We start from the raw sequence: 26,951 nt of genomic DNA, 5'->3' as shown, positions 1-26,951 counted from the left end.
CATCCGCCGCCGTTGTGCGCTATAGTGCCCCGCTGCATCGAAACGCGATGCAAGCCCGCTGCTTACCAGCTTCACTTCCGATTGAAACCAGCTCCGTGTCTGCCCATCTATCCAACATCTTCGCGACCGTACTGCCCATTCTCCTTTCCCTGCTGGTCGGATACCTGACCGGCAAGCGACTGCCCAGGTCAGTACTCCCGCCCCTGACAAGTGCCATTACCCCCGTGGTCTGGGTCATCCTGTTCATCATCGGCATGGAGTCGGGGGCGGCCTTCAGTACGCTGGCGTCAGGCATGCAGGTGCTCAAGCAGTCGGCAATCTACGCCTTCACCCTCAGCGCCGTGGTATTCGTCTGCCTGCTGCCGCTGAACCGAAGCGGAACCGCGCAAACGGAGCGCCTGGGCGGCTGGCGTGGACTCTGGCATCCGCTCAAGCAATGCCTGATCGCCTTCGGCCTGGTATTGCTCGGCGCCTTCGCCTGGCGATTGCAATGGCTGGAACATCCGGTCGGCAGCCTGCTGCTCGACATTGCCTGGTGGCTATATGCGCTGCTGTTTCTGATCGGGATTGATCTGGCCCAGGTCGCCATCAACCGCTCCTGGCTGGCCCTGCGGGTGCTGAAGATCCCCCTGATGGTGATGCTCGCCTCCATGCTCGGCGGCGTACTGCTGAGCTGGATGACCGGCGAACGCCTGCCCGTGGCACTGGCGCTGAGCACCGGTTTCGGCTGGTTCAGCCTCTCCGGCGCCCTGGCCGGACAGCACCTGGGTGACGCCAACGGCAGCGTCGCCCTGCTCACCGACCTGATGCGCGAGCTGATCGGACTGACGGTGGTATTCCTGTTGGGCCGCAATTTTGCCAACAGCAGCATCGGCGTCTGCGGCGCCACCGCGATGGACACCACCCTGCCCTTCGTCCGCCAGGCCTGCCACTACCAGTACGTGCCCACCGCCATCATCAGCGGCCTGGTCCTGACCCTGGCCGCGCCATTCTTCATGCTGTTCTTTCTGAGTCTGGTGTGAGTGGTTGATTTCATCAGCAACAGGCACACGCTGCTGTAATGACCCAGCGGAATTTGCAGGGTGTATAGTGGTCTGTTGGAGGCTCCTGGCGCTATCGCATGGCGCAAAGCATGAGCCGCCGTGGCAACCACTGGGATAATGTTCAGACAGCGGTATGCAACGGTGACTGCTGCAGGCGATTAAGCGCCAGCTCTAGGGTAGCCAGATCAAACAGCCTCAGCTTACGTTGCGCCCAGCTCTCACCGGCTGGCCACTGACTCACACCCTCTTGCAACGCCTGCGGCTCAGGTGCTACCCGCTCTTCCACCAGCAACCAGTCCACAGTAGACAGCAGCTCAAGCCCGAATGGTGATTCAAAGCCATCAATCAGCTTGGATGTCCTCTCCAAGGCCGGTAAGTAGGCGCTGGCCTCTGTCTTAAGGTACAGCTCCAAAATTTCGCGCTTGGAATCGTTGAACCAGATGGGGTCCAGTGGATCAGAATCACTGATGCGTTTATCGCTTTTCAAGTAACTACCATCCAGCGCATCCAGCAAATGGCGCAGACGGTCAGCGTAAGGGCCATAGTTTTTGGCGACAAACTGCAGATTCAGCGGTTCCAGCCCCTCGGCCTCGATGGCTCGCTCCAGGAACCACGCAAGCTTCTGTATTTCCAACAGACTGCACTCCATGCCCATCACCCAATAGCGGCGAACAAGCTCAGCGATCAGGGCACGGGCAGGTGTCAGCTTTTCAACGCCCTTGGCTTTGGCAACATTCTGGTAACGAGCTGTGGGCTCATAAATGATGATTTCCACACCCTCCAAGTCACTCAGGGCCTGCTCGATATGCGGTTTCACTTCATGCCAATTGAGGCCACCATTCCCAGCCCCCAAAGGCGGGATAGCGATGGAGCCAACCTTATGCTCTTCGATAAACCGGCGCAGGTCTGCCAAACCATCGATGATCCACTGCATCTGTGACTTTGCCCGCCAATGCTTCTTGGTCGGGAAGTTGATGATCCAGCGCGGCCCCATGAGCTCGCCAGTTTCGGTGACGAACATACGCCCGACCTGTACCTCATCCGCTTTGCAGGCTTTGGCATAAGCAGCCATGTTGTCGGGGAAGCGATCCTTGAACATCAGTGCGATACCCTTGCCCATCACGCCTACGGTATTGACTGTGTTCACCAGCGCATCAACGTCCGCATCCAGCAGATTACCGGTGGTGTAACTAATCATGCTGTTCTCCAGAATCGCGCCTCAAAAATACCACTGAGGCCTGCAGTGGACACCCAATTGGACACCCGACCTCGCCACCTGCTCCTCCAACTCGCTCTTCACCTGTGACGTGTTGCAAACCACACCCAACAGCGCCTGGAGTGGAGCCTGCCGATAGATCAGCGCCTCTGCCTGGTAACGCTCAACCTTCTCAGGGTCGTTCGGATCCCGCTTGAAATTGCGCTGTTGCAGCAGAGGCCAGTCGATGAATCTTAAGTCTGCGAGGTCCCGCCCTACCTGACAACCTGAGGTGCAGGCCAGCCACATTCAGCCCGCCGGCACGCAATTGTCCGACATAGGCGTTTTGATAACATCGCCACGCCCGGTACAGATCAGCGTAACCCGCATCCCTGGTGCCAGACGCGCTGCGTAGTCGCTGTACTGTCTGCTCAGCTTGAACTGCGGCTCCATGAACTGATTCACCCCACCGCGCATGGTGATGTAGGGATTGCCGAAAAGGTCTGTATTGATCGAATCGACAACTCCCGTGACCTTGAGGCGTTTACCCTTGTATTTCTGGTCGGCCGCTACGGTGTTGCGATCATAGGCCGAGGCCAGCTGTGCAGCGCTTACCTCCAGCACCTCCACTTCGCGGGTTGCGCTGCGCTGTGTCTGTGCTTCCTGGTGCACCCCGTCAGAGCCACTGTTTACACTGTCCGGAGCGTCGATCACGGCCAGGGCCAACGTCAGTCCCAGCCAGGCAAAGCCGAGCACTCGTGCGAGGGTGCTGTGCCCCTTGCGCAACAGAAACCACACAAACACCACCGGCACCACTGCGATGCCGAGGAACAGCAGGATGCCCACCGAACGTGTCCGGGGCTGGGGTTGCGGCACACTCCCGGCCGCTGCGGCGGCCCCTGCCCCGGCACTGTCCACATTCAGCCGCATACCACACCCGGGGCAGGAGGCTGCCTTGTCACTGACCCGGTGTCCACATTCAGTACAGTCAATAAGCGCCATGTCGGTTCTCCCTGTATTGGCCGAGGTTGTGCTGATCCGTAGCTTATGGGCATCATGCGACCGAATACGTCGCTATCTATGGAAAAGGAGATCCCATGAGCCAGCGCAGCAGCCTGTTCCGGCATCTTGCGATTCTGCAGATGCTGCCTCGCGCGCCCCAGAGTCTGAGTACCACCACCATCCAGCTTCGGCTCGAAGACCAGGGGTTCCGCATCACGCCACGCTCACTGCAGCGTGATCTGGAAAGGCTGGCCGAGCAGTTCCCGCTTGTCTGTGATACCAGTGGCAAACCCTACAAGTGGAGCTATACCCGCCACTACAGCAGCGACCTACCCGCCATGGACACGGTAACGGCGCTGACCCTGGTGCTGGCAGAGGAGACGGTGCGGAGCCTGCTGCCCAAGGTGGCGATGGACAAGATCGGCTATCGCTTCGAGAGTGCGCGCAAGCATCTGGAGAACATGCAGGCCAACGGCTTTACCAAGTGGAGTCAGCGCGTACGTGCCATTCCCAATGGAAAATCCCTGATAGCGGCAGAAATCGATCCGGACATCTGGGAACAGCTTACGGATGCGCTGCTGAATGGCTACGCCGTGGATGTGGAATACCTGAGCCGCTTCAAGGGTGAGCTGAAAAGCTTCACCCTGCACCCGCAGGGGCTGGTCGCCCGTGACAGCAGCTCATACCTGCTGGCCACCGTGAACGAACACGATGACATCCGTCAGTTTGCTCTGCACCGCTTCCGCCGAGCCCAGCCAAGCGCGCAGCTCTACCGGGCACGCGCCGAGTTCAATGTGCAGACCTATATCGATCAGGGCGCCTTCGGCTTTCCGCTGGAGGATGGGACAGTCAAGCTGCAGGCCCGCATCACCTCGGCGGTTGCCTGGTTGCTGGCGGAAACCCCGCTGTGCGCTGACCAGCACCTGTCCGAGCCGGATGATGACGGCTGGGTAATGCTCGAAGGCAGCGTGCCCAATGACCAGCAGACGCTGTGGTGGATCATGGGCTTTGGCGCCCGTATCGATGTACTGCACCCTCTGAGCTGGCGCGAGCATATCCACGAACAGGCCAGGGCCGTGCTTGGCATGCACTCATCCGCCTCCGCACAGCAGCCGGAAATGAAAAAAGCCCTTGAGCGTTAACTCAAGGGCTTTCGATATGGCGCAGCGGACGGGACTCGAACCCGCGACCCCAACCTGGTGGTTTGCGGGTCCAGCGTCCGCAGCGCTTCATACTGGCTCAGGAAAACCTGCCCGCCAAAGCTGTCGAGGAACTGCGAGCGGCGCAGCTGATCCATCACCGGCCCTTTCACTTCTGACAGGTGCAACTGGATACCCGCCTCCCGCAGCCGCTCGCCAATGGTCTGCAGGCTGGCCAGCGCACTGGCATCAATCAGGTTGACGGCCGAGCACATCAGCACCAGGTGGCGCACGCCGGGGTGTTCGCTGACCTGTCTGGCTACCTGGTCTTCCAGATAGCGTGCGTTGGGAAAGTACAGGCTTTCATCCACCCGGATGGACAGCACGCTGGGGCTCTGAATCACCTGATGGCGCTGCACATTGCGAAAGTGCTCGGTGCCCGGCAGCTGGCCGACCACTGCAATGTGCGGCTCGCTGGTGCGCTTGAGAAACAGCAGCAACGACAGGCCGACGCCGAGCAGAATACCGATTTCAACCCCTGCCAGCAGCACTCCCAGCATGGTCACGGCCATGGCCAGCGCGTCAGGGCGGGAATAAGCCCAGGTGCGACGCAGTGCGCCGAGATCGACCAGGCTGAGCACCGCCATGATGATGGTCGCCGCCAGCACCGCGTGGGGCAGGTTATCCAGCAGCGGGGTGAAAAACAGCACGGTCAGGGCAATCCCGACGGCACTGAAGGCACCGGCCATCGGTGTCCGCGCGCCGGCATCATGATTGACCACTGAACGGGCAAAACCGCCGGTTACCGGAAAACCACCGCTCACCGCCGCGGCGACGTTGGCCGCGCCCAGCCCGACCAGCTCCTGATTCGGCTCGACACGCTCCCTGCGCCTGGCAGCCAGGGTCTGGCCGACCGACACCGACTCGACAAAACCGACCAGGCTGATCAGTAAGGCTGCCGGTAGCAGCTGCACGGCCAGGCCGGCATCCAGGGCAGGCAACGCCAGGCCGGGCAGACCAGCGGGGATAGTCCCCACCACGCTGACCCCGGCGTCCGCCAGGCCAAGCAGGCTGACCACCAGTATGGCCAGCAGCAGGGTGAGCACCGGGCCGGTCCGAGCCAGGTGGCCGGCCATGGCCTCGGCGCAGCCCAGACGCTGCAGTGCGGATTTGAAGTGGAAACGCGCCAGATACAGCAGGGCCAGACTGCCCGCGCCTATCAGCAGCGTCGGCAGATGCGTGTCAGGCAAGGCCTGCCACAGGTTCACCAGCATGTTCAGTGCATTGTCGCCGGACACGGAGAGCCCCAGCAGATGGCGCAGCTGGCCAAGGGCGATAAGGATCCCCGAGGCTGAGATAAAGCCCGAGATCACCGGATGACTGAGAAAATTGGCAATGAAACCCAGCTTCAGAGCGGCCATGCCCAGCAGGATGGCGCCGGACATCAGCGCCAGCAGCATGGCGGCGGCGACATAGTCGGCACTGCCCGCGGGGAACAGCGGCTGCAGCGCCGCGGCGGTCATCAGCGAGACCACCGCCACCGGCCCCACGGCCAGGGTGTTACTGGTGCCGAACAGGGTATACAGCAGCAGCGGCAGCATACTGGCATAGAGCCCGGTGATCGGCGGCAACCCGGCGAGCATGGCATAGGCCAGGCTCTGGGGTATCAGCATCAGGGTGACAATAACCGCCGCCAGTGCATCCTGGCTCGCGAGGCTGCGGTTGTAACGTCGCAGCCAGCGGGCGCAGGGTAGCCAGCGGGACAGGTGCTCAGCTGTCATCGGCCCCCTCAAGCCTTGGTCATTCCCATGAGGCCATGACTCAGGCTGGCCACCCGCTCAAAACCGGCTTCCTGCAGAATGGTCACCGCCATTGCCGAACGGCGGCCGGAGCGGCAAAGGGTCACCACCGGCTTGTCGCCGGGCACATCCGCCGTGCGTTCGCGTAGCTGGTCGAGGGGGATATGGATGTCCACCAGCTTGCTGGAGGTGCTGCAATCGGTCGCTTCTTCGGGCAGGCGCACATCCAGCACGGTAACCCGGTCCAGGTGGTTCTGCAGCCAGTCGGCATCCACCTCGGGCACGCCGCCGTAGGTCAGGCGGATATCCGCCCAGTCGGGCACGGCAGGCAGTTTGCCGTCTTCCGGGCAGCCACTGCGCATATTGGCCGGCACCGCTTCGTCAATCAGCTTCGGATGGGGCAGGCGCATGGCGCGCATGAACTCGATGAAATCCGTTTCGCTGGCCCCGGCGCCAACCCGCACGTTGAAGGCTTTTTCTTCACCTATGCTGCTGACGGTGCGGCCGTGGTAATCATGGCCGGGGTACACCAGACAGGCGTCCGGCAGCGTGAACAGCTTGCCGGTGAGGGACTGGTACAGCTTCTCGGCGCTGCCCTGCTGAAAGTCGCTGCGGCCACAGCCGCGGATAAGCAGCGTATCACCGGTGAACACCATGGATTTATCGTCCAGCACGTAGCTCATGCAGCCATTGGTGTGCCCGGGGGTGGCAATGGCACGCAGGACGATGCCGGCAACGCCAAAGGTCTGGCCATTCTCCAGCGGCAGATCCACATGCTCGGCGCCGATGGCTTTGGCCGAGGCAATCCGGCAGCCGGTTTTCTGCTTCAGCAGCCAGGCCGCCGTGACATGGTCGGCGTGGGCGTGGGTATCGACCACCAGCGCCAGTTTCAGTCCCAGCTCGCGGATCAGCGCCAGATCGCGTCCCGCCTGACTGAAAACCGGATCGATCAAAAGTGCCTCGCCATGCTGTTCATCGGCGAGCAGATAGGTGTAGGTGGATGAGGTGGTGTCGAACAGTTGTCGAAAAATCATCTTGCATCCCCGCTGGATATGGATGAAATTATAGTTCAATGCCATCTAATTTAGATTATTCTTATATACGTTTCAACTCGCATGTGCGCAGTAATGGGAGAAAGAGAAATGGCACTTCGTATCAATGACACAGTACCCAACCTGGATCTGAAGACCGACCTTGGGAACTTTACCCTGCATGACTTCATTGGCGACAACTGGACCATTCTGTTCAGTCACCCGAAAGATTTCACGCCGGTGTGCACCACCGAGTTCGGTGCGGTTGCGCAGTTGGCTGCAGAATGGGAAAAGCGTAACACCAAGGTTATCGGCCTGTCGGTAGACGGCGTCGATGAACACGTGGAATGGAAAGCCGACATTGAGAAATATTGCTGTGCGCCGGCCACCTTCCCCATCATCGCCGACGATGACATGAGTGTTGCCAAGGCGCTGGACATGCTGCCGGCTGATGCCTACCTGCCGGACGGCCGCACCGCAGCGGACTCTGCCAGCGTGCGGGTGGTATTTATCTTCAGCCCGGACAAGAAGCTGCAACTGTCCATGACCTACCCGATGTCGGTAGGCCGCAACTTCGCTGAAGTGCTGCGTGCGCTGGACGCGCTGCAGGCTACCTACAAGGTGCCGCTGGCCACGCCGGCCAACTGGGAAGCAGGTCAGGATGTGATCGTTGCCCTGTCCCTGAACGACGACGAGGCCAAAGCCAAATTCGGCGAGATCGACATCAAGCTGCCTTACCTGCGTACCACCAAACAGCCGTAAGGGCTGTCCGGACGCTACTGTCGGGTAATTACGCCCCGCTGGCATCGGAAGGTGCAGCGGGGCGTTTTTTATGCGGCTATCTCTGGCACAATCATGGCAGTCCTATCTATATCAGTGTCGCGGGGGCATTCCCCGGATTCCGCATTCCCAAATCGCCCGGAGCGCAATCATGAATCGTGGTAATCAGATCAACCTTTGGTATGTCCTGTTTGCGGTAATGGGCGTGGTCCTGTTGCGTGACATATGGGTGCAGACACAAACGGTGGAGTCGATCCCCTATAGCCAGTTTGAGAGTTACCTCGAGCGTGATGTGATCGAGAAGGTCGAGATCAGCAGCACCAGCATCAGGGGTACCTTCAAGGTTGCCCAGGACGGCAAGACCGGATTTATCACCACGCCGGTCGCGCCCGACCTGGCCGAGCGCCTGAGTGAAACCGGCGTAACCTATGCCGGCAAGGTGGAAAACACCTGGTTTACCGCGCTGCTGTCCTGGATGCTGCCGGCCCTGTTCTTTATCGCTATCTGGTTGTTCCTGATCCGGCGCATGAGTGCGAAGTCAGGCATGGGCGGGATGATGTCGATCGGCAAGAGCAAAGCCAGAGTGTATGTCGAGACCGACATCAAGGTGACATTTGATGATGTGGCGGGCGTCGATGAAGCCAAGGCCGAACTTCAGGAAGTGATCGATTTCCTGCGTAACCCCAAGGAATACGGCAGCCTCGGTGCGCGTATGCCCAAGGGGATTCTGCTGGTCGGGCCGCCGGGGACGGGCAAGACCCTGCTGGCGCGTGCGGTCGCAGGTGAGGCGCAGGTGCCCTTCTTCTCTATTTCCGGCTCGGAGTTCGTCGAGATGTTTGTCGGCGTAGGCGCGGCGCGGGTCAGGGACCTGTTCGAGCAGGCCCGCAAGGCAGCCCCGGCCATCATCTTCATTGACGAGCTGGATGCGCTGGGCCGGGCCCGCGGTGCGGCCAATGTGCAGGGCGGCAACGAAGAGCGCGAGCAGACCCTGAACCAGTTGCTGGCCGAGCTGGATGGATTCGATCCGGGTGAGGGCGTGGTGCTGCTATCGGCGACCAACCGTCCGGAAATACTCGACCCGGCCCTGTTGCGTGCTGGGCGCTTCGACCGCCAGGTACTGGTGGACCGGCCTGACCGTGCCGGGCGGGTGCAGATTCTCAAGGTTCACATGAAGAAGGTGCTACTGGCCGACAACATAGCACTGGACGATATTGCCGCGCTGACCACCGGCTTTTCCGGCGCCGACCTGGCCAATCTGGTGAACGAAGCCGCCCTGCTTGCCACCCGCCGGCGTGCCAAGGTGGTGGGCATGGAAGATTTTACCAGTGCGATCGAACGCATCGTCGCCGGCCTGGAAAAACGCAATCGTCTGATCAACCCCCGCGAGCGGGAAATCGTCGCCTACCATGAGATGGGACATGCGCTGGTAAGCATGGCGTTGCCGGGGCTGGATCAGGTGCACAAGGTCTCGATCATTCCGCGTGGCGTGGGTGCGCTGGGCTACACCATTCAGCGTCCTACCGAGGACCGCTTCCTGATGACCGAAGCGGAGCTGCGCAACAAGATAGCCGTGCTGCTGGCCGGGCGTGCCGCCGAGAAACTGGTGTTTGACCATCTTTCCACGGGCGCGGCGGACGACCTGGCGCGGGCTACCGATATTGCCCGTTCCATGGTTGCACGTTACGGCATGGATACGCGTCTGGGCGGGGTCAGTTACGAATACGAGAAGAACAGCTTCCTCGGTGGCAGAACGCCCAGTTACATCGAGCGCAGCTACAGTGAAGCCACCGCCGAGGCGATGGACGCGGCCGTGCGTGAGTTGCTGCAACAGGTGTCGGCCCGGGCGCTGGAGATACTCCAGCACAACCGCGCGATTCTGGAAAAAGCCGCCCAGCGTCTGCTGGAGGTGGAGACACTGGATGAAACCGAACTGGCAGAGCTGACCCAGGGGTTGCAGCCGGCGAGGCAATAGAGGGGAGCAGTCACGTCTTGGTCACAGAGTGAAAATCACTCGCAGGCCAACATCATGAAACCAAGCCTGAAAAACGAAAAAAGCCCTTGGCTTTCAACAAGCTAAGGGCTTTCGATATGGCGCAGCGGACGGGACTCGAACCCGCGACCCCCGGCGTGACAGGCCGGTATTCTAACCAACTGAACTACCGCTGCGCGTTACCTCGAGTGGTGGGTGGTGACGGGATCGAACCGCCGACCCTCTGCTTGTAAGGCAGATGCTCTCCCAGCTGAGCTAACCACCCTCTCTCGAAGTGAGCGCGCATTCTAATGGGCTTTCAGGGTTATGGCAAGTGGATCAGAAGGTATTTGGCGAACAATGATGATTATCGGCAAGGACGCTCATCGAGCTGGTGCTCGACGCCCCCAGAATGAAAAAGCCCCCGCATCTTTCGATGCGAGGGCTTTCAAATATGGCGCAGCGGACGGGACTCGAACCCGCGACCCCCGGCGTGACAGGCCGGTATTCTAACCAACTGAACTACCGCTGCGCGTTACCTCGAGTGGTGGGTGGTGACGGGATCGAACCGCCGACCCTCTGCTTGTAAGGCAGATGCTCTCCCAGCTGAGCTAACCACCCCTTTACTCTCGAAGTGGGCGCATTCTAGGCAGGTTTCCGTTGTCTGGCAAGACCTTTTGTGAAAAAAATCTCACTCTTTTTCAATATGTTATGCACTCATCGCCGGGGACTGGCTGAAATCCGCGCTGCGCGCAATAATGCCCGCCCCCTTTTTCATCTCCATCCACGCATCACAAGGATCACTCATGTGGTTTCGTAATCTGTTGCTCTACCGTTTCAGCCAGCCCGTTCCCTTTACCGAAGCCGAACTGCTCACCGCCCTGGAGCAGCGTCCTGCCCGCCCCTGTGCCAGCCAGGAAACCCATACCCTGGGCTGGACCACGCCGTTCGGCCGTCATTCGGAAAACCTGCTGCAGGTAGCCGAAGGGTACTGGCTGGTGGCAATGCGCAAGGAAGAGCGGATTCTGCCGGGCAGCGTGGTCAAGGACGCCCTGGCCGAGAAGATCGAGGAAATCGAAGCCCGGGATGCGCGCAAGGTGTACAAAAAGGAGCGCGACACGCTGAAAGACGAGATCGTCATGAGCCTGTTGCCCCGGGCCTTCACCCGCAGCCAGACCACCCTGGCGCTGATCGCACCCCAGGAAGGCTGGATTGCCGTGGACACCTCCAGCGCCAAGCGGGCGGAAGATCTGCTCAGCCTGCTGCGTGAAGGTACCGGCAGCCTGCCGGTGCGCCCGATGAACGTGAAGATCGCCCCTGCGGCCTGCATGACCGACTGGGTCAAGGCCGGCCAGGCGCCTGAAGGGCTGATCATTTCCGATGAGTGCGAGCTGCGGGATACCGGTGAAGACGGCGGCGTGATTCGCTGCAAACGTCAGGATCTGTCCAGCGACGAGATCCAGCAGCACCTGGCCGTTGGCAAGCAGGTCAGCCAGCTGGCCCTGCACTGGCAGGACAAGGTGTCCTTCACTCTGGATGACAAGCTGAGCGTCAAGCGGCTGCGTTTTGAAGAGCTGCTGCGCGATGAGGCGGACGACCAGGGCGGTGACGACATGGCCGGTCAGCTGGACGCCAGCTTCATCATCATGTCCCGTACGCTGTCCGAATTGCTGCCCGCCCTGACCACTGCGCTGGGCGGTGAGGACATCCCCCAGGGGGTGTGACCAGCGAGTCGTCAGTCGACCTGCAGGCTATCCACAGAAGCTGTGGATAACATTGTGGATAGCCTGCTTAAAAGTGCCTCTGGGGCTGATAATTCATGGCTGCAGGTTAAAATGATCAAATTTTAACCGTGAAAAAATTCCTTATAAATCAGCAGGTTGCAATAAAACACTGATTTGACGGGGGTTTGCAGCGGTTCAGCGGAACGGCGAGCGGCGATTTGCTCCGCTTGTGCACAATGTCAAGGGCAAATATCTCACAAAGGGCAAAAAAAGCCCTTGCCACATGCACCCTGATGGGGCACGTGGATGCTACCAGGCGGTGCCCGGGGGCACGTTCTCGTCTTCATCTCCAGTACGCGCTTCCAGCCAGTTGCCGGCCTCACGCGCGGCCCCGCTGAGGGGGTAGTGACGCATTATGTATTGCATGCGCGCCTGCGCCGCGCTGCGGTCACCGGCATTGGCCGCCGCCTGCGCCAGGCGCAATTCGGCACTGGCCATTTCATCGAGCAGGGTATTGAGCCGTGGCCCCACTTCGGTGCGGTATTCGGAATCAGGATAGGTCCGGGCGAATTCGGCGTAGCGGGCATGGGCTGCACGACCTTCGCGCAGACGCGCGGTGTCGTCCTCGGTCAGCTCGAAGCGCAACTGCTGGGTCAAAGCCAGCAGATAGGCCGAATAATCCGGGTGCGGCGGATCGCGGTGGCGCTTGCTGTAGTCAGCGAGCAACTGCTCGACCGCCTCCAGCTCGCCCCGCTGCAGGCAGACATAGGCAGCCTCCTGGTCCAGCTCCGGCATGCTCTGATTACGCAAGCCTGTCACCAGCCCCTCGTCACAGCGCCCGAGTGCGATCTTGGCCCGCACATCCGCCAGCTCACTGTCATTACCCGGCTGGGAGGCCATGCCGGCGCAACCAGCCAGGCCAGCAAGCACGACCATCATCACCATCAAACGCATCGAATATCTCCAAATTGTCATTGCAGCTGTGCCCGCCAGCGGATCCAGCCCTGATTGTCTGCCCGGCCCAGCAGGCCCAGCCCGCTGGCCAGGGCCGGTTCGGCATCCGCCCGGGCCTGTAGTTGCGCGTTGATCTTCATAGGCTGTCCTGGGCGCCAGCGCGCGTCCCCGCGCAGTCCCAGCGGTCCCCCCTGATCCTGCAGGCGCAGCAGCAGCCAGCCATCGGCCTGATCCAACTCGGCCGTCAGGTGTCCGAAGGGCATGGCCTGGGGCAGGCCACCGGCCGCCTCCTGCCAGACCAGCCGGCCCTGGGCACCGGATACGTGCTCCAGATTCTCCAGCGTCAGCTCGGGTACATCCAGCAGCCATTTTCCGCCGAGGGCGAAGGGCGCATTGTGGATGATCGCCATGCTGGACGCATCCAGTTCGCCGCTGATGTTGTGCAGGCTCAGAGCACCGGGGCTGACGCGCAGCTGCGCCAGCACCTGGCCGTTGCGCGGCTGCCAGTGCAACTCCAGACCTATGGCGCCGCTCAGCAGCATTCCGGGACGCCAGCGCCAGTCCAGACGGCCCTGATTGATGCCATCCACCACCAGTTGACCGGCCTGGCCGGACCAGAGCGTGCCGGTCAGGCCATGAATGGTCACCGGCACCGGCAGACGGGGCTGCAACTGTTTCCAGACCACTGCGGCGGGCAGTGTCCAGATGAGCGTCAGCAGATACAGCAGCAGACCGCAGATCAGGGTTTTCTTCAGGTTCCAGCGAATCCTCATCAGCGCGGCTCCACCTTGATCCGGGCGGTCACGGTACCGGGGGCATTGCTCGCGTCCACTGCCAGCTGACTGACCTGCAGACCATGGCGCTGCTCCAGATCCCCCAGCCAGGCCATCAGTTTGTCGAACCCGGTTTCGGTAAGCCACAGCCGTGCGCCCAGGCCTTCGGGCTGCACGCGCTCCAGAGCCTGATGCAGCCCGGCACTGCGCGCCGACACCTCCACCAGGGTCAGTACCGAGCCGCCGCTGGCAGCCGCTGGCTGACTGCTCTGCTGCGCGCCGCGGCGCTTGACCTGACCGGCGACCTGCTGCATCCAGGCCAGATCCGCGGACAGGGCGCGAATGTCGGCGCGGGCCTCGGCATGCTGCCGGGCCAGTGGCTCCCAGATCGCCAGATAAAGAACTACCAGCAGCAGCACCAGGCCACCACCGGCAAGAATGATACGTTCACGCGGGGCCAGTCCCGCCCACCAGGCATTCATGACGGATTCCTCTGTATGCGCAGTCGCGCGGTTACCCCTTCCCCATCGGAGTCAGCACCCTGCAGGGATTCGCTAAGCCCGGCACTGGCCGCCAGCTGACTGCGCAGTTTCTCCAGCTCGGCAAAGGACGGCAGACTCAGCTCCAGCTCCATTTCCGAGGGGGTGGCACGAAACTGCTGTATCTTCGCCGAGCCTTCGGCTGCCACCACTGCCAGTGCATCATGCAACAGCAGCCCCATGCCGTCCGTTGCAGCCTGGCCACCGGCCCCCTCCAACACCTGACGGAACTGGGTCACCGGGTCCACCCGCCGGCTTCTGGGCAGGGTCTCGTCGAACAGCTGATCGATCTGCGCCTGCAGCTTTTCCCGCTCCTGATTCAGCACCAGGGTCTGGATGCCCTGCTGGGCAATCAACACCGCAAGCAGCGCGCCGGCAGCTACCAGCGCCGGGCGCAGCTTGCGCCACGGGGGCGCGGCCATGCCACTGCTGTAGCCGCCGGTGAGCAGATTGAGGGAGCGAGCCGGTTGCGAGCTGGCAAGCAGTGTCGCTTCCAGACTGGTGCCTGCGGCGGACGAGTCAATTTCACAGTCGGCGTCAATCCCCTGCTGTTCCGGTGTCAGTCCGATCAGCTGGACGCGACGCTGGTCCTTGTCCAGCTGACCCAGGCGCTGCTGCAGCCAGAAGCCGAGCAGTTCCTGTTCGATGAGTACCGGCTCCTGATCGACGCTGGTGACCAGCACCGTGGATGGCCCGTTCGGCCATGGCGAGGGCTGGATGCGCAGCCCCCGCTCCGGCGTCTGATCCTGATGCAGACTGGCCTGGGGCAGCATGGCGTCGGCGCGCCAGCCGGCCGCCTCGACCAGCTGCATCCATTCCTGCATGCAGCGGTGTTCGGTTACCGCTGCCACATAGCGGCCGTCGGCCCGGCGGGGACCGGCTACCAGATGCAATTCCTCCAGCTCCTGGCCGAGCTGATCCTCCAGCGCGAAGGGCAGCGCCGCACGCGCTGCCGAGGCCCGGCGTACCGGGATGGAAACCCGATACAGACTGGTGACGGTGGCCGGAGCCAGCAGCCGCAGTCGCTCCGCCGGGTAGCGTCTGCGCAGGGCCGGCAGGTCATCCTGCCCCGACTCCAGCAGGGCCCCCTCCCGCCCGAGGCGCCACCAGTACAGCGGGGGTGACTCCAGCCCTGCAGTGAGGGACGGCTCCGGTAATAGCACTATCAGCATGGTGTGTTCCGTCTGTTCATGGCTCGCAGGCCGTCTGTTCTCTGAGCACCACCTTTCCATTGGGTGCGTCCAATAATGTGCACTGGTAGAAGCGTCGATTGGCAAAGTGCGCGACCACCTGCAGGCGCATGTACCAGGCTGCGTCACCACCCAGCTGGCGGTCGGAGAATACTTCCTGTATCAGCTTGGGGCTGCGCTCCAGATCGATCGGACTGGCACTGCCCGGGTAGGCTGTCACGTAGGGCGCCAGAGCCTGCCAGGCTTCCGCGGTCATGCCGGCCACGCTGTTGATTTCCGAAGCGGTAACCATGGGCCGGTTACCCGATACCCGGGCCGGGTTCTCCAGCCGATACACGGGATCATCGCTTTCCGCATTCATCCAGTCGGCCACCGCCAGCGCCAGCTGGGCGCCCGGGGGCATGCGCACGCCACTTTCCTGGGATACCCGGTCGACCAGCCGGGCAAAATCGGCAAGCTCCGCTTCCTGTCCTCCGCCCAGGGCGTTGAGGTTGTAACGACAGCGCATGTCATCCAGAAAAGCCTCAAGCCGCACCCCGTCAACCTCGAAGGGCAGCACCGGCGAGCGGCAGGTATCCCACACCAGATCCTCCGGCCCATCGGCCCGCTCCAGCATCTGCAGCACCATGTTCTCTGCCCCCCGAGCCACCTGGCGGGAAAAGTCCCGCTCGAATACCGCACTGGTCCGACGAATATCCGCCTGCCCGCGCACCGCCATGGCGACCGCAGCCACCACCGCCAGGGCCATGACCAGCAGAGCTGTGATCAGCGCCACGCCGCGCTGCCGCTGTGGTCCGCACCGCCTCATAAACCTACCGCCATCAGCCGCCGGATTTCCCCCAGACCGGGGATGTCCAGCACCAGTTCGACTGCCATCGGCAAGCCGCCCGCCTCGGGATCGGCATCCGCCGGCGGCCAGGCATCCACCCGGTCCAGACCGGCCTGGGTCCGCACAATGAAATGGAAGGCACTGTCCATTCCCAGCCGCTGGTCCTCGGCGACCAGGTCGGCAAAGGGGCGAACCCGCATGCTCTCGGGATCGACAATATCCACACCCGGCCACAGGCGGCGTTCCAGCCCGCGCTCGGTAATCTGCCAGGCGGTGCGCCGCAGGCGCTGATCGCCCCCGGCACCGGCCCTTACCAGCTCCAATAACTGATGTTCACCGCCGGCGCGCAATCTGAGCGGCGGCAGCGGATCACCGAACTCGTCACGCACCCGCACATTCACCACCTGGGCCAGATCCCGCTCGAGCACACTCAGGGTCACCTGCAGATCGGCCAGCCGCTGGGCCTGCTCCCGGGTGATGTGATCGGCATCCAGCACGGCCCGCAATCCCTGGTAGGCCACCATGCTCATGACCGCGAACACGGCCATGGCAATCAGCATCTCCAGCAGGGTGAACCCGCCCTGCCGCTTCCGCTCGGATCGGATCATGGCAGCAGAAACCCGGATACATTGGCCCGCTGCGCCTGCTCGCCCTCTTCGGCCAGCCACAGGCGGATGTCCACACGTTTGACCGCTGGCAGAGGAAAAGGCGTGGTGGCGGTGTAATCGCTCATCTGAACGCGGAAGCCGAACCTGTAGGGCCCCATGCTGATGTCCCCGGTACGGCCGCCTTCGGCAACGACGCGCATGCCGGTCTGGAATTCGGTCAGCAGGTTCTGGCCGGCCCAGTGGGCCAGGGTACGCTCCTGCAGATAGGCGGAGTTGCGCGCATGGTCGGCGCCGGTCTTGACCAGCGCCGCCAGGGCCACGGCCAGCACGGTCAGCGCCACCAGCACTTCGAGCAGGGTAAACCCCCGCTGCCGGTCAGCCCTGCGGCGTCGCATCCCGCACCTCCACGCGCCCCTCCAGGGTCACCTCTATCTCGCGGCGCAATTCGCTCCCCGCCACCCGCAGGGTAATCACCGCCGGCGTCATCTCACCGGTATTGCCCAGACGGATATGCGGTTCCCAGCCACGCGTCTGGGGCAAGGCGGTGTACTGGCCATCCAGCTCGAGCTGGACCTCGATCAGATCCTGCGGGAAACGGCGCGGCCCCAGCTGCGGGTCCTCCAGCGCATGCCACTCGCGGGTATTGTCATCCAGCACCATGAGTTCGAGGAAACTGTAGCCATCACGGCGCAGCCCCAGCGCCCGGTCCGATTCGCCGGTAATCAGCAATTCGTCCCGCGCCAGTCGCAGGGTCATGGCCAGGCGTTCGGTTTCGCTGCGCAGCTGTCGTTCGGCGCCATCGCCGATCGACAGCGACGCCAGACCAGCCACAACGCCGATCAACACCATGACCACCAGCAGCTCCATCAGGGTGAACCCCTGCTGGGCCGGCCGGCAACCGGGATGGCGGAACTGCGCTGCGGCCACTGTGCTCACCTGTTGTTTTCGTCGTCCGCGTTTTCCAGGTTCCAGTTGCCGATATCGGCATTGGCACCGGTGCCGCCCGGACGGCCATCGGCGCCCAGACTGTAGAGGTCGAAGTCCCGACCATCACGACCCGGACGCAGATACTGGTATTCGTTGCCCCAGGGGTCACGCTGCAGACGGTCGATATAACCACCGGCCCGCCAGTTGCGCGCCGCATCGCCGCTGGGTCGCTCGACCAGTGCCCGCAGGCCCTGCTCGGTGGTGGGGTAGTTGAAGTTGTCCAGACGATACAGGTTCAGCGCACTCTCCATGGCGCGGATGTCGTTCTGCACCTTGGTGGTCCTGGCCTGGTCGGGCCTGTCCATGACCCGGGGCACCACCACGGCGGCGAGGATGCCGAGGATGACCACCACCACCATGACCTCGATCAGGGTGAAACCACGTTGGGCTGAGGAGACTGTCTTTACGCTTTGCATATCAGTTGACCAGTTGGTTGAGTTCAAAGATGGGCAGCAGGATGGCCAGTACGATGATGAGTACCACGCCCCCCATTGCCAGAATCAGCAGCGGCTCGAAGACCCCCATGACCATGGCAATCCGTGCCTCCAGTTCCCGTTCCTGGGTTTCCGCGGCCCGTTCGAGCATCTTGTCCAGGGTGCCGCTGCTCTCCCCGCTCTTGATCAGGCTCAGGGTCATGGGGGGGAAGTAGCCACTGCGCTCCAGCGCATGACCGACGCCGGAACCTTCGCGCACACGGCGGGCGGCCTCGGCCACCGCCTCGCGCATGGGTGTATTGCTGATGACCGAGGCGCTCATGTTCAGCGCGTCCAGCAGGGGGACACCGCTGCCGGCGAGGATGTTCAGGGTGCGGGCAAAACGGGCGGTGTTCAGGCCCCGTACCAGGCGCCCGATCAACGGCAGCTTCAGCAGCATGCCATCCCAGCGGAGCCTTGCCGCCGGGCGTTTGAGGATCTGCCGCACGCCGGTGATCAGGGCGATCAGACCCAGCAGCATCAGCCAGCCCCACTCCCTTACCGTATCGCTGGTGGCGATCAGCGCCCGGGTCAGCCAGGGCAGCTGCTGATTCATGCCGGCAAATACCTGTACCACTTCGGGCACCACATAGGTCAGCAGGGCCACCACCACCAGCATGGCCACCAGGGTCAGGATGGCCGGGTAGAACATCGCCAGGGTGATCTTCTGGCGCATGGCATTCTGCGCTTCGACGTTGTCCGCCAGCCGCTCGAGCACCAGCTCCATGCGCCCGGCCTGTTCCCCGGCGGCAATGGTGGTGCGGTAGATCATCGGGAACACCGAAGGAAACTCGCCCATGGCGTGGGCCAGGGGCAGGCCTTCCATTACCCGGGTGCGCACCGCCGCCAGGGTCGCCTTGACCCGTGGCGATTCGCTCTGGCGGGCCACGGTACCCAGAACTTCCTCGATGGGCATGCCGGCCCTGGCCAGGGTGGCCATCTGCCGGGTGGCCAGCGACAGCTCCAGCGGCTTGATGCGCCGCTGGAACATGGGCATGCGCAGCACCGACTGCTTTTCCGCCACCTCGTTGACCGACATGGGCATCAGGCCCTTCTCCCGCAGGCGGGTGCGTACCTGACGGGAGGAATCGCCCTCCTCCACGCCCTTGCGGGTGCGGCCAGTCTGGTCCAGGGCGACGTATTCGAAGGCTGGCATGCTCAGTCCTCCCGGGTCACGCGCAGGACTTCTTCCAGCGTGGTGTCCCCGGCCAGCACGCGGCGCAGGCCGTCCTGACGGATGCCGATCTGCGACAGCCGGGCATGCCGGACCATCGCCTGCTCACTGGCACCATCGTGGATCAGCCCGCGCAGGGTGTCGTCGATCTCGATCAGTTCATAGATACCGGTACGCCCGCGGTAACCGCTGCCGTTGCACTCGGGGCAACCCACCGGGCTGTACAGGATCGGTGCCTGGGCCGGGTCCACTTCCAGCAGCTGGCATTCCCGGGCGGTGGCGGTGTGCGGTTTGCGGCAGTCCGGGCACAGGGTGCGCACCAGCCGCTGGGCCAGCACACCGTTGAGCGTGGAGGACAGCAGGAAGGGTTCCACGCCCATATCCCGCAGCCGGGTAATCGCCCCGATGGCGGTGTTGGTATGCAGGGTGGAGAACACCAGGTGACCGGTGAGACTGGCCTGGATGGCAATCTGTACCGTCTCCAGGTCGCGGATCTCCCCGACCATGACCACATCCGGGTCCTGACGAAGGATGGCCCGCAGTCCCCGGGCAAAGGTCATATCGACCTTGGTATTGATCTGGGTCTGGCCGATGCCGTCCAGATAGTATTCGATGGGGTCTTCGACCGTGAGGATGTTACGGCTGCGGTCGTTGAGCCGCATCAGCGCCGAGTACAGGGTGGTGGTCTTGCCCGAACCGGTCGGGCCGGTGACCAGCACGATGCCGTGGGGACGATTGATGATGCGCTCCATGGCCTCGTAGTGTCCGTCGCACATGCCCAGCTGACGCAACTCGAGACGACCGGCCTGCTTGTCCAGCAGACGCAGCACCACCCGTTCGCCATGCCCGGACGGCAGGGTCGAGACCCGTACGTCCACTGCGCGGCCCACCAGTCGCAGGCCGATGCGGCCGTCCTGGGGCAGGCGTTTCTCGGCAATGTCCAGCTTGGCCATGACCTTGATCCGCGACACTATCACCGGCGCCAGCGCCCGCGGTGGTTCCAGCACCTCGCGCAGCACACCATCGACCCGCAGGCGGATGGACAGGCGATTCTCGAAGGGTTCGATATGGATGTCCGAGGCGTTCTCCTTGACCGCCTCGGACAGCAGGGCGTTGATCAGACGGATGATGGGCGCTTCATCCTGGGACTCCAGCAGGTCTTCCGGCTCGGCCAGGGACTGGGCCACCGACATCAGATCGGCGTCCTCGCCCAACCCTTCGACGAACTGCATGGCATCGTTGGCTGAGCGCTCGTAGCGGTCACGCAGGCGGGCGGCGAAGGCATCATCATCCAGCATCACCGGATGCAGCGGATGACCCGCCAGCCGCCGCAGCTCCAGCAGCGCCTGGGGATCACAGTCGGCACGCACGAACACATCCAGTCGGCCGTCGCGCAGCTGGTCCGGCAGGACCCCGAAACGCCGGGCGAAACGGTAGCCGGTCTCGGCCTGCAGCCCTGCCTCCGGCAGTGGCTGGGCCCCGGTTTCCGGCAGTACTGTGCTCATACCTGCCTCGTTCACTGTGGTCATCGTGCCCTCGGCGGCGCGGGAATCGGCGTACTCACCGCCACATCGGGCTGGCTGGCATTCTCGAAGGGCGGCGGCAGGGTCAGCAGGTAGTTCCAGTCCGGCAGAATCGGCATGTCCTGACGCGGCAACAGATTGGCGCGGCGGCCCTGCTCCTTCAGCTGCTGGTCCCGCATGTAACTGTACTTGGCGTGGGTCAGACTTTCAGCCACGGCGGTGTCGCGGACGATGACCGGACGCAGGAATATCATCAGATTGCGTTTCTGCACGTTGGCGGTGTCGTACCGGAACAGCCGTCCCAGGCCGGGCACGTCGCCGAGCAGGGGCACCTTGTCCTGGGTCTCGACCATCTGGTCGTCGATCAGACCGCCGAGCACGATCAACTGGTTGTCGTCGACCATCACGTGGGTGTTGAGGCTGCGCTTGTTGGTGATCAGGTCCGCGGCGGCGCTGGCACCGGGGGCGATCTGGGATACCTCCTGGGCAATTTCCAGGCGCACCGCGTTGCCTTCGTTGATCTGCGGGCGGATGCGCAGCTTGATGCCCACATCCTCACGCTGGATGGTATCGAAGGCCTGGCCCGAGTTCTCCACCGAACGGCCGACAATGAAGGGCACGTTCTGACCGACCACGATCTCCGCTTCCTCGTTATCCAGGGTCAGCAGACTCGGAGTGGACAGGATATTGCTTGAACTGTCGCCCTGCAGGGCGTTGATCAGCAGGCCGATCTGGGTGCTGCCGATGGTCCCCACCCCGCCCAGGGTGGCGCCGTCAGACAGGGACGGCGGGGAGGTCACTTCACCATCGAGAAAGGCGTCGATACCGGCGGCCAGACTGACGATGCCGCCACTGGCCCGGGCAAAGTTGATCACCCCAACCCCGCGACTCTCGCTACCGAAGCCCCACTGCACGCCCAGCTCCTTGGCGCGGTCATAGGACACCTCTGCAATCACCGCCTCGACCAGCACCTGGGCACGACGGATATCGAGCTGACGGATGATCTGAGCCATTTCCCGGCTCAGCTCCGCCGGGCCGTGCACGACCACCGAGTTGGTGCTTTCATGGGCCTGGATGCGCACCCGGGAATCCCGGTTGCCATAACCGTAGGAGCTGCCACTGCCACTGCTGGTGCCGCTGCTGGAGGCAGTGGTGCCATTGTCCACGTCCCGACCTTCGGCAATGCCGCGCAGCACTTCGGCCACGTCTTCGGCCTTGGCGTAGCGCAGATAATGCACCTGGGTATTTCCTTCGTCGCCGACCACATCCAGCTGACGGATCATCGCGCGATAGGAAGAACGGCGTTGGGGGTCGCCCAGCAAAATCAGCGCGTTGGTCCTCTCATCGGCGATCACCCGCACCCGCTTGGTGCCGCCACTCTCTTCCGGTCTGGCAATGTTCAGCCCCTCGATGATGCGCACCAGCTCCAGGGCCGACGCATGCTCCAGCGGCACCACTTCGAAGTCTTCCATGGACTCCTGGTCGATACGCTTGATCAGCGCCTCGATACGCCGCACATTGGCTGCAGTATCGGCAATCACCAGGGAATTGGATTCCGCCGCTGCCGCCAGATGCCCGCCCTTGGGCACCAGCGGTCGCAGGATCCGTACCAGCTGGCTGGCATCCAGATGCCGAACGCTGATCACATGGGTAATGAACTCGTCGCCCCGGCTGTTCTGCTCCAGGCTGCCCACTTCATTTTCCTTGGCCTGCACCTCGGGCACGATGCGCACGGTGCCCTCGGCCCCGGTTACCGCAGCAAAACCGTAGGATTTGAGCACCCCGAGGAAAAGGTCGTACAGCTCCTCGCGCCTGATCGGCTGACCCGACACCACGTTGACCTGGCCGCGCACCCGAGGATCAACGATGAAGTTGATGCCGGTCTCCTGACTGACGATCTCGATCAGACCATTGATATCGGCATCGCGCAGGTTCAGGACCAACTCATCATTCTCGGGCTGCACCGCGGCGTTCTGCGCTGCAAGACTCCCGCTCAGCATGCTCAGGGCCAGGGCCACCGGCAGGGCGTAACGACACTTGGGCAACAAACTAGGCATTCGGGCTTAATCCATATTGATCGTAATGTTCATCGGTTCTCCGTTACGCTCCAGAGAAACAGACACCGAACTGGCATCGGCCAGCTCGGTGAGCAGATCACGGTAGTCACTGATTTCCGCTACCGGCCGGCCGTTCACCTCGGTGATCACGTCACCGGAGACCAGACCAGCGGCCTCGAACTCCCGTGCATTGCGTGCAGGTGAGACTTCCAGCCCATAGAGGACGCCGTCCTCCATGACCGGGTTGGCACTGATCACATCGAGAAAGCGCTGGGGATCGTTGACCCAGGCATCCCGGTCAACTCGGGGCTCGGCCTGCGCGGCAGCCGGCAAGGCCGGAGCGCTGCGCCGCCCGGCACTGGCCGGGGCATCGTGGCGTTTGAGGCGCAGGGTTTCCAGGCGGCCGCCGCGATCAAGAATGACGCGATCGGCAAAGACTTCCTGCAGGGTCACGCTGCCCGGCAGGGACGCGCCCACGCGATACAGTTTTTCCGGCTGGCCCTGGGGGGCGAGAATGGCCGCACTGCGGCTGGGATCGGGGTTGGTGAACACGCCCTTGAGTGTCCAGCTGAGCGACGTTTCGGGGGCGTTGACGACCCGGTTTTCCCGGGCGGGGGTACCGAATACGGACAGGGCGGCAAGTTCGCGAAAACCGCCCCGGGCACCGGTGGCCGAATCGGCCTGGAGTTCGGCGAGGGGAACGGAGGCGGCCGGGGGCAGCACACTGGTCGGTTCTATCAGGGTCCAGGTCAGGCGGGCCAGCAGTACAGAGGTGATAGCAACCAACAAAAAGGTGGACAGTTTCACCACCGAGTCCAAGCTGAGACGGGCTATCACGGGCATGCATACTCCAGGCAAAGCGCGCAGCCCTCGAGCTGCAGGATCAGTCGCAGGAGGCTACCGATCTTTCTTTGCAGTTTTATTGTTATATCCCTGAAACTTTTCTTCAGTGATTCGATTGTCACGATTTTGCCATACGCCAGCAACCCCTCAATCTCAAATACAGCGGCATAGCACGCTACCGGTCGCGTGAGACCGGCCTCAATAACCTGTTTGGGTGAAACGAAAGCGCGAAATATCTCATTGATATCACTGGCGAAAGCGGCTCCAGAGCCCTGCACGCTGCGGCAGTGAGACAGGTCAATGAAAAAGGGGTGGCTGCCGCCACAGCGACAACCACCCCTGAGGGAAGGAGGAAAATCAGCTACCTATGACACCGCCATCATCCTTCCAGATCACTACCGTCGCCGAACGCGGCGGCAGACGCGCCGGGTTGCGATCCGGCCAGCTGCTGCGCACGTAACGCGGGCCCAGCTCCCACTCGGTGGGGGTGGTAGTGGCCCCGGGGTGCTGCACGTTGATGAACATGGTGCGCTGGTCCGGCGTGGTGATGACACCGGTGATCTCCTGGCCGATGGGCCCGGTCAGGAAGCGGCGCATCTCGCCGGTCTTCGGGTCGGCACAGAGCATGGCGTTGTTGCCGAACACCTCGTATACACCGGAGTTCTGGCTGCCTTCCCCGATATCCGTCTGGATCCACACGCGGCTGTCCTTGTCGATCCACAGGCCGTCCGGCGAGCTGAGCAGGTTGTCCACGGTCAGGGCATCGCCGTTGGGGTCCTTGCCGGCCAGGTTGGCCTGACCGCTCTGCCCTGCATCTCCGCCGAACAGGAAGATATCCCACTCGAAGGTAGCGGAGGCATGCTCGCCCCCGGCTTCCGCCCAGCGGATGATGTGACCATGGCGGTTCTGGGTACGCGGGTTGGCGCCGTTGGCGGTACTGCGACCACTGTTGTTGGTCAGGGTGAAATAGACATCACCGTTGTTCGGGTCCACCGCACCCCATTCAGGGCGGTCCATGGGCGTGGCACCGACCAGGCCGGCGGCCAGGCGGGTGTTGACCAGCACATCCGCCTGGTCACGGAAGCCGTTGCTCGCATCCAGGCCGTTCTGACCGTACACCAGCGGCAGCCATTCGCCGGTGCCGTCATCGTTGAAGCGGGCCACGTAGAGCACGCCGGTATCGAGAATGGAGCCGTCGGTCACGCCCTTCTGGAAGGGCTGCTCGCTGACGAACTTGTAGATGAACTGGTTGGTGGAGTCGTCCCCGGAGTAGCACACCACCGGCTTGCCTTCGATGGCCGGGCCGAATACCACACCCTCATGACCGAAGCGGCCCAGACTGGTGCGCTTCTTCGGCACGCTGTTCGGGTCAAAGGGATCAATCTCGACCATCCAGCCGAAGCAGTTGGGTTCGTTGCGGTAGTCCTGGGTGGCATCGGCGCCGGTGCTGGTGGCGTCGAAGCGGATGAATTCATCGCCACCGCCTTCGGCCAATGCCCAGCGGTAGCGGCTGTCGTTGGCGCGGATGCCGTAATGGGCGTGCTCCCGGGGAATGGTCTCGTCACGATTGCCGAAATAACCGGCCCAGTTCTCCTCGGCGGCCATGTAGGTGTTCCAGGGGGTGACACCCATGGCACAGTTGTTCAGGGTACCCCGGGTGGCCAGGCCTTGCGGGCTGTACTTGGTTCTGACCAGATCGCTGCCGCGCACCGGGCCATGCAGCTCCATGGGTGTCAGGCCGGTGATGCGGCGGTTGTATTCGCTCTGCACCAGCTCCCAGCGGTTGTCGGCGCGCTTTCTGACGTGCACCACGGACACGCCATGGGCATTGATCTCCTTGAGCGCCTGATCGCGGTCACGCACATCGCCCTTCATGACGATGGCACCGCTGCCCAGTGCCACACCGATATGGTCGGCATGCATGAAGCGGGGCTCCACGTACTCGTGGTTCATCACCAGCAGCCCCTCGTCGGAGCTGCCTTCGAACGGCTCCTCGCCCTCGATCGGGAAGAAGTGCATGCCGTCATGGTGCGAGCCCATCTGCATGCCCTGCTCTTCACCGGTATTGGTGATATCGAAGGCCGGCATGGTGCCGGTGATGGGCGTGCCCCAGGGCAATATGACCTGATAGCTGTAACCCGGCGGCACGACAATCTCATCCGACTCGCTCGGCGCAACGGCGGTAAAGCCAATCAGCGGACCGACCTCGCCACCATTGCCAGCATCGCCACCGCCCACATCATCATCGTCGCTGTCAGAGCTGCTCAGGCAGCCCGCCAGGCCCAGGCTCATGAACCCCAGAGCGGCGGCACCGGCACTGCCCTTGAGCAGTGAACGGCGAGCCAGCCGCGCCTCCAGCACGCTGGCGAAGGGCCTGTTATCCGTGTAACTGATCTGCGGCTCGTCACCGTTACCGTTGTCAACGATGGTTATCTGATTGCGAACTTCATTCGACATCCGTGCTTCCCTCTACAGGCTGCTGGTTGAGATGCAGTAGAGGATGGCCAGAGAAGGTTAAGAGCAGACGACAGTCGGATTAAGCTTTGGCGAAAAATAGATGGCATTGACTGTTTATCAGCCAAAGCATCTGGCCAGCTATCAAGCATGACTTTGTAGGCACTTTGCCATCAATTCCATTTCCAGCAAAAAAGAAATATCTTACGCCTCGCTTGCAAGATAATTTAACAATTCATTCACGGACTGATCAGCATGCGACGCATTCTCCTGCCTATTACCTTGGCAGCATTCACGCTTGGTGGGTGTGCCAACCAGACCCCAGAATCCCAATTGCAGCGCAAGGACACTGTCCGTGTCTGTCAGGACAGTCACTGCACCGAGCAAGCCACCAGCACAGTCACTTTCCAACCTGAACCAGTCGATGCAGCCGCAGCGCAGCGCTTGCAGGCCCTCACTCAACTGGCGGAACAGAACCCCAGTGCAGCTTACGACCTTGGCCTTCGCCTGCTGCGAGGCGATGGTGTGCTGCGTGACAGTTATCAGGGAATTCAATGGTTGCGCCGGGCTGGAGACAACGGCTTGGATGCCGCACAACTGGCTCTCGGTCAGCTGTATCTGGGCGGTCATGAAGAGATGGGGGCCGACCCGGCCGAAGCCGAGGCCTGGTTGAGCCGCGCCGCAGCACAGGGCAGTACCGAAGCACAACAGCTACTGCCGGAAGCCCAGGCTGCCCGCCAGGTAGCTCATGAGAACTATCGGATACGTGAGGCTGAACGCAAGTACTGGGGCCACTGGTACCTGTCCGCTCCCTATTACTGGTACTGGCATGACCGTTCCTGGTATCAGCGCTGATGCAACTATT

25 protein-coding genes and 4 tRNA genes are annotated in these 26,951 nt (G+C 62.6%); 6 read left to right on the top strand and 23 right to left on the bottom strand.

Going from position 1 to position 26,951, the window contains the following annotated elements:
- Positions 1-95: 95 nt before the first annotated feature.
- Entirely contained in the window at positions 96-1,022 is a 927-nt protein-coding gene (locus VF673_RS00665) for a lysine exporter LysO family protein (RefSeq protein WP_440290524.1), read from the top strand.
- Between the two features lie 142 nt (positions 1,023-1,164).
- Here VF673_RS00665 and darG read toward each other — a convergent pair whose 3' ends face one another.
- The 3 genes from darG to VF673_RS00650 are packed head-to-tail and all read right to left on the bottom strand — an operon-like array spanning position 1,165 to position 3,084.
- Positions 1,165-2,241, bottom strand: a complete 1,077-nt coding sequence (darG, locus tag VF673_RS00660) for a type II toxin-antitoxin system antitoxin DNA ADP-ribosyl glycohydrolase DarG (protein WP_440290523.1) — start codon at positions 2,239-2,241, stop codon at positions 1,165-1,167.
- A 21-nt stretch (positions 2,242-2,262) separates the two neighbouring features.
- A complete protein-coding gene (locus VF673_RS00655) occupies positions 2,263-2,547 on the bottom strand; it encodes a DarT ssDNA thymidine ADP-ribosyltransferase family protein (RefSeq protein WP_440290522.1) in 285 nt (94 codons plus the stop codon).
- Positions 2,548-3,084: an OB-fold protein gene (locus tag VF673_RS00650; protein ID WP_440290521.1), complete on the bottom strand. Its 537-nt coding sequence runs from the start codon at positions 3,082-3,084 to the stop codon at positions 2,548-2,550.
- Between the two features lie 251 nt (positions 3,085-3,335).
- Here VF673_RS00650 and VF673_RS00645 point away from each other — a divergent pair, with 251 nt between their 5' ends.
- Positions 3,336-4,382, top strand: coding sequence for a helix-turn-helix transcriptional regulator (locus VF673_RS00645; RefSeq protein ID WP_440290520.1), 1,047 nt, complete (start codon positions 3,336-3,338; stop codon positions 4,380-4,382).
- On the opposite strand, the gene VF673_RS00640 is transcribed toward VF673_RS00645, so the two are convergent.
- Both VF673_RS00640 and VF673_RS00635 read right to left on the bottom strand, forming a co-directional pair.
- Complete coding sequence (locus tag VF673_RS00640; protein WP_440290519.1) at positions 4,379-6,160, bottom strand: SulP family inorganic anion transporter; 1,782 nt, start codon at positions 6,158-6,160, stop codon at positions 4,379-4,381. The two genes, VF673_RS00645 and VF673_RS00640, sit on opposite strands and share 4 nt — an antisense overlap.
- A gap of 8 nt (positions 6,161-6,168) precedes the next feature.
- Complete coding sequence (locus VF673_RS00635; protein WP_090538052.1) at positions 6,169-7,212, bottom strand: MBL fold metallo-hydrolase; 1,044 nt, start codon at positions 7,210-7,212, stop codon at positions 6,169-6,171.
- 108 nt (positions 7,213-7,320) lie between these two features.
- Here VF673_RS00635 and VF673_RS00630 point away from each other — a divergent pair, with 108 nt between their 5' ends.
- Positions 7,321-7,971 carry a peroxiredoxin gene (locus tag VF673_RS00630; RefSeq protein WP_090538054.1) on the top strand — a complete coding sequence of 217 codons (651 nt, stop codon included), beginning with the start codon at positions 7,321-7,323 and terminating at the stop codon, positions 7,969-7,971.
- A gap of 169 nt (positions 7,972-8,140) precedes the next feature.
- Positions 8,141-9,961: an ATP-dependent zinc metalloprotease FtsH gene (ftsH, locus tag VF673_RS00625; RefSeq protein ID WP_440290518.1), complete on the top strand. Its 1,821-nt coding sequence runs from the start codon at positions 8,141-8,143 to the stop codon at positions 9,959-9,961.
- Between the two features lie 117 nt (positions 9,962-10,078).
- Here ftsH and VF673_RS00620 read toward each other — a convergent pair.
- The 4 genes from VF673_RS00620 to VF673_RS00605 all read right to left on the bottom strand — a co-directional run bounded on the left by VF673_RS00620 (position 10,079) and on the right by VF673_RS00605 (position 10,579).
- Positions 10,079-10,155, bottom strand: a tRNA-Asp gene (locus tag VF673_RS00620).
- A gap of 13 nt (positions 10,156-10,168) precedes the next feature.
- Positions 10,169-10,244 (bottom strand) — tRNA-Val (locus VF673_RS00615).
- Positions 10,245-10,413: 169 nt separating this feature from the next.
- Positions 10,414-10,490: transfer RNA gene (locus tag VF673_RS00610), tRNA-Asp, on the bottom strand.
- 13 nt (positions 10,491-10,503) lie between these two features.
- A tRNA-Val gene (locus VF673_RS00605) sits at positions 10,504-10,579 on the bottom strand.
- Positions 10,580-10,764: 185 nt separating this feature from the next.
- Between VF673_RS00605 and rdgC the strand changes: the two genes are divergently transcribed.
- A complete protein-coding gene (rdgC, locus tag VF673_RS00600) occupies positions 10,765-11,682 on the top strand; it encodes a recombination-associated protein RdgC (protein ID WP_090538058.1) in 918 nt (305 codons plus the stop codon).
- A 309-nt stretch (positions 11,683-11,991) separates the two neighbouring features.
- Here the strand turns inward: rdgC and bamD are convergent, their stop codons facing one another.
- The 14 genes from bamD to VF673_RS00530 form a co-directional block, all read right to left on the bottom strand.
- Positions 11,992-12,636, bottom strand: a complete 645-nt coding sequence (bamD, locus tag VF673_RS00595; RefSeq protein WP_440290517.1) for an outer membrane protein assembly factor BamD — start codon at positions 12,634-12,636, stop codon at positions 11,992-11,994.
- A gap of 17 nt (positions 12,637-12,653) precedes the next feature.
- On the bottom strand, positions 12,654-13,409 hold the full coding sequence (locus tag VF673_RS00590; protein WP_440290516.1) for a type II secretion system protein N: 756 nt from the start codon (positions 13,407-13,409) through the stop codon (positions 12,654-12,656).
- Positions 13,409-13,891, bottom strand: coding sequence for a type II secretion system protein GspM (gene gspM, locus VF673_RS00585; RefSeq protein WP_440290515.1), 483 nt, complete (start codon positions 13,889-13,891; stop codon positions 13,409-13,411). The genes VF673_RS00590 and gspM overlap by 1 nt, the downstream gene beginning before the upstream one ends.
- Entirely contained in the window at positions 13,888-15,120 is a 1,233-nt protein-coding gene (gene gspL / locus VF673_RS00580; RefSeq protein WP_440290514.1) for a type II secretion system protein GspL, read from the bottom strand. Before gspL ends, gspM begins: the two co-directional genes overlap by 4 nt.
- A gap of 16 nt (positions 15,121-15,136) precedes the next feature.
- Positions 15,137-15,913, bottom strand: a complete 777-nt coding sequence (locus VF673_RS00575; protein WP_440290513.1) for a hypothetical protein — start codon at positions 15,911-15,913, stop codon at positions 15,137-15,139.
- Between the two features lie 29 nt (positions 15,914-15,942).
- On the bottom strand, positions 15,943-16,575 hold the full coding sequence (gene gspJ / locus VF673_RS00570; RefSeq protein WP_440290512.1) for a type II secretion system minor pseudopilin GspJ: 633 nt from the start codon (positions 16,573-16,575) through the stop codon (positions 15,943-15,945).
- The gene (gspI, locus tag VF673_RS00565; RefSeq protein ID WP_090538073.1) at positions 16,572-16,970 is read right to left on the bottom strand and encodes a type II secretion system minor pseudopilin GspI; all 399 of its coding nucleotides are present in this window, start codon (positions 16,968-16,970) and stop codon (positions 16,572-16,574) included. The genes gspJ and gspI overlap by 4 nt, the downstream gene beginning before the upstream one ends.
- The gene (gene gspH, locus VF673_RS00560) at positions 16,951-17,511 is read right to left on the bottom strand and encodes a type II secretion system minor pseudopilin GspH (protein ID WP_440290511.1); all 561 of its coding nucleotides are present in this window, start codon (positions 17,509-17,511) and stop codon (positions 16,951-16,953) included. The genes gspI and gspH overlap by 20 nt, the downstream gene beginning before the upstream one ends.
- The gene (gene gspG, locus VF673_RS00555; protein ID WP_090538077.1) at positions 17,508-17,978 is read right to left on the bottom strand and encodes a type II secretion system major pseudopilin GspG; all 471 of its coding nucleotides are present in this window, start codon (positions 17,976-17,978) and stop codon (positions 17,508-17,510) included. The genes gspH and gspG overlap by 4 nt, the downstream gene beginning before the upstream one ends.
- A gap of 1 nt (position 17,979) precedes the next feature.
- Entirely contained in the window at positions 17,980-19,191 is a 1,212-nt protein-coding gene (gene gspF, locus VF673_RS00550) for a type II secretion system inner membrane protein GspF (protein WP_440290510.1), read from the bottom strand.
- A 2-nt stretch (positions 19,192-19,193) separates the two neighbouring features.
- Entirely contained in the window at positions 19,194-20,714 is a 1,521-nt protein-coding gene (gene gspE / locus VF673_RS00545) for a type II secretion system ATPase GspE (protein WP_440290509.1), read from the bottom strand.
- A 20-nt stretch (positions 20,715-20,734) separates the two neighbouring features.
- A complete protein-coding gene (gspD, locus tag VF673_RS00540) occupies positions 20,735-22,789 on the bottom strand; it encodes a type II secretion system secretin GspD (protein WP_440290508.1) in 2,055 nt (684 codons plus the stop codon).
- 6 nt (positions 22,790-22,795) lie between these two features.
- On the bottom strand, positions 22,796-23,632 hold the full coding sequence (gene gspC / locus VF673_RS00535; RefSeq protein ID WP_440290507.1) for a type II secretion system protein GspC: 837 nt from the start codon (positions 23,630-23,632) through the stop codon (positions 22,796-22,798).
- Between the two features lie 357 nt (positions 23,633-23,989).
- Positions 23,990-26,089 (bottom strand): PhoX family protein, encoded by a 2,100-nt coding sequence (locus VF673_RS00530; protein ID WP_440290506.1) that lies wholly within the window; start codon positions 26,087-26,089, stop codon positions 23,990-23,992.
- A gap of 252 nt (positions 26,090-26,341) precedes the next feature.
- On the opposite strand from VF673_RS00530, the gene VF673_RS00525 reads away from it, so the two are divergent.
- On the top strand, positions 26,342-26,941 hold the full coding sequence (locus VF673_RS00525) for a tetratricopeptide repeat protein (protein ID WP_440290505.1): 600 nt from the start codon (positions 26,342-26,344) through the stop codon (positions 26,939-26,941).
- Positions 26,942-26,951: the final 10 nt, after the last annotated feature.

This window comes from Halopseudomonas sp. Lyrl_26, from assembly GCF_051948695.1.
Classification (GTDB): domain Bacteria; phylum Pseudomonadota; class Gammaproteobacteria; order Pseudomonadales; family Pseudomonadaceae; genus Halopseudomonas; species Halopseudomonas formosensis.
Note: the sequence above shows the minus strand (reverse complement) of the source record. Positions and strands in the feature narration are given on the sequence as shown.

What these genes read in the sequence shown, in the direction of transcription:
- VF673_RS00630 (WP_090538054.1), top strand. Translation starts at nt 7,321, where the DNA reads ATGGCACTTCGTATCAATGACACAGTACCCAACCTGGATCTGAAGACC.
- VF673_RS00590 (WP_440290516.1), bottom strand. Translation starts at nt 13,409, where the DNA reads ATGAGGATTCGCTGGAACCTGAAGAAAACCCTGATCTGCGGTCTGCTG.
- bamD (WP_440290517.1), bottom strand. Translation starts at nt 12,636, where the DNA reads ATGCGTTTGATGGTGATGATGGTCGTGCTTGCTGGCCTGGCTGGTTGC.
- VF673_RS00655 (WP_440290522.1), bottom strand. Translation starts at nt 2,547, where the DNA reads ATGTGGCTGGCCTGCACCTCAGGTTGTCAGGTAGGGCGGGACCTCGCA.
- gspC (WP_440290507.1), bottom strand. Translation starts at nt 23,632, where the DNA reads ATGCCCGTGATAGCCCGTCTCAGCTTGGACTCGGTGGTGAAACTGTCC.
- VF673_RS00530 (WP_440290506.1), bottom strand. Translation starts at nt 26,089, where the DNA reads ATGTCGAATGAAGTTCGCAATCAGATAACCATCGTTGACAACGGTAAC.
- gspI (WP_090538073.1), bottom strand. Translation starts at nt 16,970, where the DNA reads ATGCGACGCCGCAGGGCTGACCGGCAGCGGGGGTTTACCCTGCTCGAA.
- VF673_RS00635 (WP_090538052.1), bottom strand. Translation starts at nt 7,212, where the DNA reads ATGATTTTTCGACAACTGTTCGACACCACCTCATCCACCTACACCTAT.
- gspL (WP_440290514.1), bottom strand. Translation starts at nt 15,120, where the DNA reads ATGCTGATAGTGCTATTACCGGAGCCGTCCCTCACTGCAGGGCTGGAG.
- VF673_RS00525 (WP_440290505.1), top strand. Translation starts at nt 26,342, where the DNA reads ATGCGACGCATTCTCCTGCCTATTACCTTGGCAGCATTCACGCTTGGT.
- gspE (WP_440290509.1), bottom strand. Translation starts at nt 20,714, where the DNA reads ATGAGCACAGTACTGCCGGAAACCGGGGCCCAGCCACTGCCGGAGGCA.
- gspF (WP_440290510.1), bottom strand. Translation starts at nt 19,191, where the DNA reads ATGCCAGCCTTCGAATACGTCGCCCTGGACCAGACTGGCCGCACCCGC.
- gspG (WP_090538077.1), bottom strand. Translation starts at nt 17,978, where the DNA reads ATGCAAAGCGTAAAGACAGTCTCCTCAGCCCAACGTGGTTTCACCCTG.
- ftsH (WP_440290518.1), top strand. Translation starts at nt 8,141, where the DNA reads ATGAATCGTGGTAATCAGATCAACCTTTGGTATGTCCTGTTTGCGGTA.
- rdgC (WP_090538058.1), top strand. Translation starts at nt 10,765, where the DNA reads ATGTGGTTTCGTAATCTGTTGCTCTACCGTTTCAGCCAGCCCGTTCCC.
- gspJ (WP_440290512.1), bottom strand. Translation starts at nt 16,575, where the DNA reads ATGATCCGATCCGAGCGGAAGCGGCAGGGCGGGTTCACCCTGCTGGAG.
- darG (WP_440290523.1), bottom strand. Translation starts at nt 2,241, where the DNA reads ATGATTAGTTACACCACCGGTAATCTGCTGGATGCGGACGTTGATGCG.
- VF673_RS00640 (WP_440290519.1), bottom strand. Translation starts at nt 6,160, where the DNA reads ATGACAGCTGAGCACCTGTCCCGCTGGCTACCCTGCGCCCGCTGGCTG.
- VF673_RS00645 (WP_440290520.1), top strand. Translation starts at nt 3,336, where the DNA reads ATGAGCCAGCGCAGCAGCCTGTTCCGGCATCTTGCGATTCTGCAGATG.
- gspD (WP_440290508.1), bottom strand. Translation starts at nt 22,789, where the DNA reads ATGCCTAGTTTGTTGCCCAAGTGTCGTTACGCCCTGCCGGTGGCCCTG.
- gspM (WP_440290515.1), bottom strand. Translation starts at nt 13,891, where the DNA reads ATGAATGCCTGGTGGGCGGGACTGGCCCCGCGTGAACGTATCATTCTT.